The organism is Lactobacillus delbrueckii subsp. delbrueckii DSM 20074 = JCM 1012 (genome assembly GCF_001433875.1).
Lineage (GTDB): Bacteria > Bacillota > Bacilli > Lactobacillales > Lactobacillaceae > Lactobacillus > Lactobacillus delbrueckii.
Genome location: NZ_AZCR01000065.1, coordinates 1 through 7,791 on the forward strand (window position 1 = coordinate 1; position 7,791 = coordinate 7,791).

Annotated in this window: 7 protein-coding genes; 2 read left to right on the forward strand and 5 right to left on the reverse strand. The window is 48.3% G+C overall.

All coding sequences use genetic code 11. From position 1 onward, the window contains the following. Window positions 1–440: 440 nt before the first annotated feature. The 4 genes from FD23_RS07580 to FD23_RS07600 form a co-directional block, all read right to left on the reverse strand. The gene (locus FD23_RS07580; RefSeq protein ID WP_052933802.1) at window positions 441–1,859 is read right to left on the reverse strand and encodes a DASS family sodium-coupled anion symporter; all 1,419 of its coding nucleotides are present in this window, start codon (window positions 1,857–1,859) and stop codon (window positions 441–443) included. A gap of 25 nt (window positions 1,860–1,884) precedes the next feature. Next, entirely contained in the window at window positions 1,885–3,288 is a 1,404-nt protein-coding gene (locus FD23_RS07585; RefSeq protein WP_025896262.1) for a class II fumarate hydratase, read from the reverse strand. A gap of 518 nt (window positions 3,289–3,806) precedes the next feature. After that, entirely contained in the window at window positions 3,807–4,046 is a 240-nt protein-coding gene (locus FD23_RS07590; protein ID WP_025896264.1) for a hypothetical protein, read from the reverse strand. Between the two features lie 288 nt (window positions 4,047–4,334). Beyond that, complete coding sequence (locus FD23_RS07600) at window positions 4,335–4,559, reverse strand: hypothetical protein (RefSeq protein ID WP_025896267.1); 225 nt, start codon at window positions 4,557–4,559, stop codon at window positions 4,335–4,337. Window positions 4,560–4,829: 270 nt separating this feature from the next. On the opposite strand from FD23_RS07600, the gene FD23_RS07605 reads away from it, so the two are divergent. Beyond that, a complete protein-coding gene (locus FD23_RS07605; RefSeq protein ID WP_025896268.1) occupies window positions 4,830–5,744 on the forward strand; it encodes a hypothetical protein in 915 nt (304 codons plus the stop codon). Window positions 5,745–5,976: 232 nt separating this feature from the next. Next, complete coding sequence (gene iscB / locus FD23_RS07610; RefSeq protein WP_260268053.1) at window positions 5,977–7,296, forward strand: RNA-guided endonuclease IscB; 1,320 nt, start codon at window positions 5,977–5,979, stop codon at window positions 7,294–7,296. Window positions 7,297–7,434: 138 nt separating this feature from the next. Here iscB and FD23_RS07615 read toward each other — a convergent pair whose 3' ends face one another. Further along, window positions 7,435–7,674 (reverse strand): hypothetical protein, encoded by a 240-nt coding sequence (locus tag FD23_RS07615; protein WP_052933803.1) that lies wholly within the window; start codon window positions 7,672–7,674, stop codon window positions 7,435–7,437. Window positions 7,675–7,791: the final 117 nt, after the last annotated feature.

Here is a 7,791-nt window from a genome sequence, read left to right on the forward strand (position 1 = left end):
TTGACCGCATTTACCGGCGTAGATAGTCAAAATCTGCTAGATGTTATGGTAAGTGTTCAATTTATTCTTGCAATTGGCGAACAAGTAATTTTATTTCTGTAATCTCCATAGTAACTGTAAGCAAGAAGCATTTTAATGCTAATTTCCCAGGATTTTACAACTCAATGTCTAAGAAGCCTACTATTACGGCCTTTTTCGAAGTTTAAGATAATATTTTTTGAGTTGTAACTTAAACTCAACGAAATCCTCTAAAAGGTTGATATATCAAGTGATAGAGCACTTTGAGTAGTAATCTATGGGAAGTTAGCATTTAACAAGTAAAAAGAGTAACATCGATATTTTAACCGCACGAGAAAGGCAGCCCCGCTAAGGAGCTGCCTTTTCACTTACAAACTTTTTACTTTACTTACAAGCACTTTGCAAACTTGCTTTTAAACTTTTTACCACAGGCCGATCAGCTTCATCCACAAGCCGCCGATGCCGCCATAGACTACCAGGTAGAAGAGACCCAAAACGAAGCACATCTTCCACCAGTCAGTCTGCTTGACATAGCCTGGGGCGAAGAGGGCAGTAGCCGGCCCACATGAGTAGTTGGTGGTTGACTGGAAGATCGCCCCAGTCATGCCCAGCATGATAGCCGCGAACATTACCGGCACGCCAGCACTCTTGGCAATCAAGAGCAGAGGCGCGTACATGGCAACAACGTGGGCCGTGCCGGAGGCAAAGAGGTAGTGGCTGTAGAAGTAAACCAGGACCAGGATGGCCATGACCAGAACTGGTGACATGCCGCCGATGACAGACTTGATTGAAGTCTGCAGCCACGGAATCACGCCGCCCTTAAGGCTCAGTTGGTTGGCCATGAAGATCAGGATTGAGAACCAAACGACAACGTTCCAGGCACCAGTTTCGCTCAGCATGTCCTTGGTGGTCAGCACCCCGGTTACCAGCAAAAGCGCGGTTGCCAGGAAGGCTACCCAGGTAGCGTCCAAGCCGATGAAGCTGGACAGCATCCACAAGACAAGGGCCAGGATGAAGATTGCCATCATAACCTTCTCAGAAGCCTTTATAGCGCCCATTTCCTTCAATTGGCCGTCAGCCCATTCCTTGGCGTTAGGAGTTTCCTTAATCTTAGGCGGGTACATCTTGTAGATGATAATTGGCACTAAGATGAAGGAGATCAAGGCTGGCACGATAGCGGCTGCTACCCAGCCGAACCAGGAAATCTTGACCCCATTAGCCGCTGCCAGACCAACCGCGGCCACGTTAGGAGCTGAGGCAGTCATGAAGAGGCTGGATGAGATCGTGTTGGCGTGGAATTCGTTGAAGACCAGGTAGGAACCGATCTTGTCTTCCGTGCCATCAGAAGCCTTGGAACCGAAAGTGTCGGACAAGGATTCGATGATTGGCAGGACGATACCACCAGACCGGGCAGTGTTACTTGGGGTGGCTGGTGAAACGACCAAGTCGATCATGGACAAGGAGTAGGCCAGACCCAAAGTCTTTTTCCCGAAGGCCCGGACGAAGATCAAGGCGATCCGCCGGCCCAAGCCAGTCTTGGTAAAGCCCCGGGCAATCATGTAGGCCATGGCGATGGTCCATGGAGTTGAGTCAGCGAAGGCTGACAGGGCTGGCTTCATTTGCACCAGGCCCAGGCCGATGATGGTCACATAGGCGATGATGGATACCCCGGCGATTGGCAGGGGCTTGGTAATGCAGGCAATGATCGTCGCCAGGAAGATGGCGAACATATGCCAACCGGCAACGGTGATGGTCGCCGGGCGCAGAGGAGTGAGCAGGAAGAGCCCAATCCCGATGATCAAAGGCCAGATGAAGCCTTTGTAATTAACTTTTGTTAACATTTTTTCTCCCGCTTTTTGAAAAAAACTATTCTTCCGGCTTAGTCCGGTCGATGTTGGTCATGGCCATGTAGTCCATCCATTCATCGTATTGTTCTTCAGTCACCTTGCCGCTCTTCAGGGCAGCTTCCTTCAAGGTAGTGCCTTCACGTTGAGCAGTTTGAGCGATTACGGCAGCTTCGTGGTAGCCGATCTTTGGTGACAAAGCAGTAACAGTCATCAGGGAGTTTTCCAGCAGGTCATCCATTCTTTGTTCGTTGACAGTCAAACCGTGGATCATCTTGTCAGCGAAGCCAGTAATAGTGCCGGCCAGGATGTCAGCTGATTCCAGGAAGGCAGCGATCATGACAGTCTTGAAGACGTTCATTTCGAAGTTACCTTGGCTGGCAGCGAAGTTGATAGTTACGTCGTTACCCAATACGCGGGCTACAGCCATGGTTACGGCTTCAGCCTGGGTTGGGTTAACCTTACCTGGCATGATTGATGAGCCTGGTTCGTTGGCTGGGATGTCAAGTTCACCGTAGCCGGCACGTGGGCCAGAAGCCAAGAAGCGGATGTCTTGGGCAATCTTGAACATGTCGTTGGCCAAAGTCTTGAAGGCGCCGTGCATTACGCTCAAAGCTGAGTGGTGAGCCAGGCCCCAGAACTTGTTGGTGTCGACCTTGAATTCGTGGCCGTAAACTTCTGACAGCTTGCCAGCGATAGCTTCAGTCATGCCCGGAGCGGCGTTCAAGCCAGTACCTACGGCAGTACCACCGATAGCCAATTCGTAAAGGCTTGGCTTCAATTCTTGGATGTAAGCCAGGTCATGCTTCAAAGCTGAGATGTAGCCGGAAACTTCTTGGCCGAAAGTCAAAGGAGTAGCGTCTTGCAGGTGGGTACGGCCAACCTTGACAGTCTTCCAGTACTTGTCTTGCTTTACCTTAAGTTCGTCAATCAAGTGTTCAATAGCTGGTTCCAGCTTGTCGACAGCTTCAACGGCAACGATGTTCATTGCAGTTGGGTAAGTGTCGTTTGAGCTTTGGCCACGGTTGACGTCGTCGTTAGGCAGGATGTTCAAGCCTGGGTGAAGCTTGTTAGCCAGGTTGGCAACAACTTCGTTGACGTTCATATTGGTTTGAGTACCTGAACCAGTTTGCAATACGTGAAGTGGGAAGTCCTTGCGCAGGTCTTCGTCGCTAAGTGCCAGCAATTGGTCAATAGCTTCTTCGATTGCTTGTCCCTTTTCAGCAGGTTCGTCGCCAACTTCAACGTTTGATTCAGCAGCAGCCTTCTTCAAGTGCAGGAAAGCACGGATGATAGCCAATGGCATCAATTCGCCGGATGGGAAGTTGTTGCGGCTTCTTTCAGTTTGGGGGCCCCAGAGAGCTTCCTTAGGAATCTTAACTTCACCGATCGTGTCTGATTCAATACGGTATTCTTGTTCTGCCATCTTACAAATCTCCTTACAAAAAACTTTTACAAAAATCTTGCTTAACTAATTGCATTATATAACGGCTTTTTTGAATTTTGTTAAAAATAACACAGCTTTTTGTCGTTTTTTAAAGAATTTCAAGGACCGTCTATTTTTTGAAATTTAGGGAATTTTTTAGCAAATTTGTTAAAATGTAAAAGCTTTCAGTAATAAGTAAGCGGTTGCTATAAGCTCTTTGCAATTTATTTTGAAGTAGCAAAAAATTTTTAGCTTGTTTTTTTACAGGAAGTTAATGAAAAATGTAACTTGTGAAATGTTCATTAGCCAAAAGCGGTTCAGGCAGTTTTTCCTTATAATAATACCCTTTCATCGTTTTAAGAAGAATGCGCAAAATGAGCATAGCTAAAAAATGGGGGATTTTGGGCAGTTGCATCCCCGGCACAAACACAAAAATACAAGGAAGAAAAAAAGCTCCAGAACTTGCTAAACGCTTCTGAAACTCTTTCTTTATGGACTGATTTTCAACAAATCAAGACTTACTTTTCTTGCTTTCTTTTCTCAAAGCTGAAGCCAAAGAGAGAAACTCCGGCCAGCAGAGAAATAATGCGTGCCAAGATGCCTGGCTTAGCGTCGTTTTTACCGGTTTGCGGGAGCTGAGCTCCAGTGGCTGCTGGGGCCTTGGCTACTGGTGCAGTGTTGGCTAACTTAGTTACAAGAGTTGGAGTCTTGGCTGCTGACTTAGTTGCTGGCTCTTCATCCGTGTTCACTACAGTCACAACGTCACCGCCGTCAGTATCTTCTTCCGTATCAGCTGGTTCTTCAGTATATTCCTCAGCGGTTGGTTCTGTAGAAGGTTCTTTGGACGGCTTGGTAGTCGGTTCTGTCGTTGGATCCGTTGACGGTTCTGTACTTGGCTGAGTCGGTTCAGTTGGAGTCGTTGGGTCCGGTCCGTCGGCTGTGTTGCTTTCAAGGCAGCCAAGCGGGCCTTTGCCAGGTTCAAAGCGTGCAGAGTTGCAGCCGCTTTTGCCGTAGCAGTGGCCAACGCTTCCTTCTTTTCCGCCAAATCAGCTTCCTCCGCGATCAAAGCAGCTTGCGCGCTTTGCAGCTTCAGCCGTCTTAGCGTTCTCTTGCGCCGTCTTCAAGTCATCCTGGCTGGAACTAACCTGGACGTCATTAGTGGCCGCGTTGACTGGCTGAGGCAAATTTGCCGCCCCCAGGCTGACTGCCCCAATACCAGCAGCCGCAACTGCTGCCATCTGCTTGATCCGGGTCTCGCTTCTCGCTTTCATGTTTTTCCACTTTTCGCTCTTAAATAGTAAAATCACATATATATAATTATAAATGATGGAAATATTCCCGGGAAAGCAGGAAGCACCGGAAAAGTAAAGATTCTTTTATCTATTAAAAAGACAAAAGTATCATCAAAAAGCAATAAAGCTGCTAAACTATTTTTCACCCAAAGGATCGGTAATTAGCCTATAATTTTAGTTAAACCGTCTGAAAAAAGAGCCTTTGCAAGGCAACTTGTGCTAGGCTTGTGATGCGAAAGGAAGATTTATATGGCAAGAATGTCGCGCAGACAGTACCAAGAAAGACAAGAACAAACCGCGCAAAAGCAGACGCGGCAGACAAACCCTAACTCCGTTCCTCGCTTGGACACTGACGGGGCTTCAAGAAGCGAGCAGAAGGTCCGGCTCAACTTCTGGCAGATCTTCGCCGACCGCCCTTACGTCACGGTCATCATGATCAGCCTGGCCCTCTTCTGCATCCTGGCCAAGTGGTGGATCGGCCTGGCCATCATCATAATCTTGACCATCGCCGGTATCTTCGTGATTGGCCGCTCTCACCACCCTAACCGGGTCCTCAGTCTGGAATTCAAGCTCAAGGCTTCCCGCAAGCTGAGTATGATCAAGGCCCTGCAGCTTTTGGGTTCAAACATCATGTTCCTGGCCGCCTACATGCGGCAGATCGTCAGCGTTGACTTCTCCAGCGCCGGGGCGACTGACAGCCTAACAGTCATCCAGAACATGCTCTCCAATCAAGGGACTTTCGGCCAGCAAGGTTCCTATTTCTTGAACCTCTTCAACCAGCTGACCGGGGGATCGCTTTGGGGGACCTACCGCTACGCTACCAACAGCTCGCAGATGATGAACTCCACTGCCGGCACCATGATCATCCTCTGGATCTTCCTCTTGATGATCGCCCCAGCCTTCTGCGTTTTGTCCCAGTTCTTCAGAGAGCCTTACTCCCGGCACGTGATGACGGTGGCTTCCTTGATTTCCACCATCTCCTTTGCCTTGACGCCAACTTTGATGAACCGCTGGGTCATCTCATACGCCGTAGAAAACCAGATGAGCCAGGCAGCAGCGGAAAAAGCTGTCCAAGTCGGCGGTATGGTCTACCCGGCCATCATCTCCGCCGTCTTCGTCTTTATCCTGGCTATCTACCGGGAAATCAAGAAAGATGAATGTTAATGGTAACCCCTCACTGAAGTAAGGGGCTTGAAGCGTAAGTTTCAAGTCCTACGTCTTCAATAGGGAGGCTGGAGGAATCCAGCTTTCATTGTCTAGACTAAGCTATCCAGTCTGGTTCGGCTGACTGGATAGAGGAACTACGTTATCCATGTCATCACACCCACTGGTGATGCCCAAGTCTTTGGCTCTGTGGCAGCTCTGTAAACAGTCATGAGGTTAACATGGCAGTCAACTGCATAGTAACCGGGTATTTCTGCTCAATAAGGATGGCAAGCCACTTATGCCGTGCCGCCCAAGAAAGGCCAGACTGCTGCTGAAAAGCGGCAAGGCCTTTGTAGTCAAGAAATATCCGTTCACCATCCAGCTGAAATATGGCTCGTATGGCTATAAGCAGAAGGTTAGCCTTGGCGTAGACACTGGGCAGAGACATATTGGCTTTGCCGTAGTCAGTCAAGACAAGGTATTGCACCAAAGCGAGGTAGAGCTTCGCCAGGACGTGCACACGAATCTGTACACCCGCAAGATCTACCACAGAGGTAGAAGAAACCGCAAGACCCGCTATCGTCAGGCACGCTTTTTAAACAGAGTGCACGGCAAGCGAGACGGCTTGTGGCTTCCGCCATCAGTAAAAAGCAAGGTAAGCCATAACATTGCTTGGATCAAGAGCTATCTGGCTGTATTGCCAAATCCCGATCTCCATATCGAAGTAGGCAAGTTTGACATGGCTAAGATGGTCAATCCAGACATTTCGGGCAAGCAGTATCAAGAAGGCAGTCTAAAGGACTGGAAGAACTATGAGTACTACGTGCTGGCACGTGACGAGTACACCTGTCAGCTTTGCCATAAGCATGGCGAATGCGTAAAGCTTGTCGTTCACCACATCGTCTACCGCTCACAAGGCGGGACAGACCGGGTGGACAATCTGACAACGCTTTGCACGAATTGTCATACTACGAAGAACCACCAGCCAGGAGGCAAGCTCTACAAGTGGATGAAGGCGAAGAAGAAAGTGACGAAGCAGCTGAAGGGAGCAACGTTCATGAACATTTTGCGCAAGCGGATCATGACGACTTTCCCAGAAGCAAGCTTCCAGTACGGGTCACAAACCTACGTAGATCGTAAGAACCTTCTTTTGCCAAAAGGTCACTTCATGGATGCAATCGCAATCAGCGGGATCAAGTCGGTTGGTCAGATGCTGGAGACGGTGACGATGATCAGCCAGTTCCGCAAGAAGAAGCGGTCGCTCCACGAAGCAACTGCAAGAAAAGGCAGAAAGCAGCCAAATACGTCATCCAAGCGCAATGAGAAGAACACGAAATATGCATGTGGCTTGTGGCTGAATGACTACGTTCGTGTGATAGGAAATCATGTCAAGGGATATGTAAAAGGCTTTAAGTCCAATGGATATTACGTTTATCTGACAGATGGCTTAGGCAATTACGTGCTGAACAGTGGCAGAAATTACGTCAACACAAAGCAGTGTCAGTTGATTACGCATAATGGCAGCTGGCAAAAAGCAGAACAAAAGCTTTCACTTTACAAATTTAAGTAAAAAGAGGCCGGCAAACCCTATCCCCCCACCCATTGAAATAGGTGGAATCCCGGGCTTGCCAGCCATTGACAATCATTGAATAGCAATGAAAAGAGCTTCAGTATTGCTTTACTGAAGCTTTTTCGTTTGATTCTAAATCTATTTTGTCAGAAAAATCCAAAGCAGGTTGCCTGCCAGCAAAACAGCTGCCGTGCATCCCTTCCACAAATTGTATTTCTCTGCCGGCGCCTTCTTGTTCACCAGGTACTCCATGCTAAAACCGCAGACCAGGTTAAAGGCTAGCATGACCAGGCGGTACTGCAGCGTTCCCCAGCTGCTCAGCAAATTTAGCAGAGCCAGCAGGGTAAAGACGATTGTCACGTAATATTTTCTCAACATCTTCTATCCCTCTCTTGTAAGCAAAAATATAATTTACGTCGATTGTAAAATCAAATTGAACACTGTTCCGATCCAGTAAGAAAAATCGTTTTCACTGGATTAGAGCACAAAAAATCC

What these genes read in the sequence shown, in the direction of transcription:
- FD23_RS07605 (WP_025896268.1), top strand. Translation starts at nt 4,830, where the DNA reads ATGGCAAGAATGTCGCGCAGACAGTACCAAGAAAGACAAGAACAAACC.
- FD23_RS07615 (WP_052933803.1), bottom strand. Translation starts at nt 7,674, where the DNA reads ATGTTGAGAAAATATTACGTGACAATCGTCTTTACCCTGCTGGCTCTG.
- FD23_RS07600 (WP_025896267.1), bottom strand. Translation starts at nt 4,559, where the DNA reads ATGAAAGCGAGAAGCGAGACCCGGATCAAGCAGATGGCAGCAGTTGCG.
- FD23_RS07585 (WP_025896262.1), bottom strand. Translation starts at nt 3,288, where the DNA reads ATGGCAGAACAAGAATACCGTATTGAATCAGACACGATCGGTGAAGTT.
- FD23_RS07580 (WP_052933802.1), bottom strand. Translation starts at nt 1,859, where the DNA reads ATGTTAACAAAAGTTAATTACAAAGGCTTCATCTGGCCTTTGATCATC.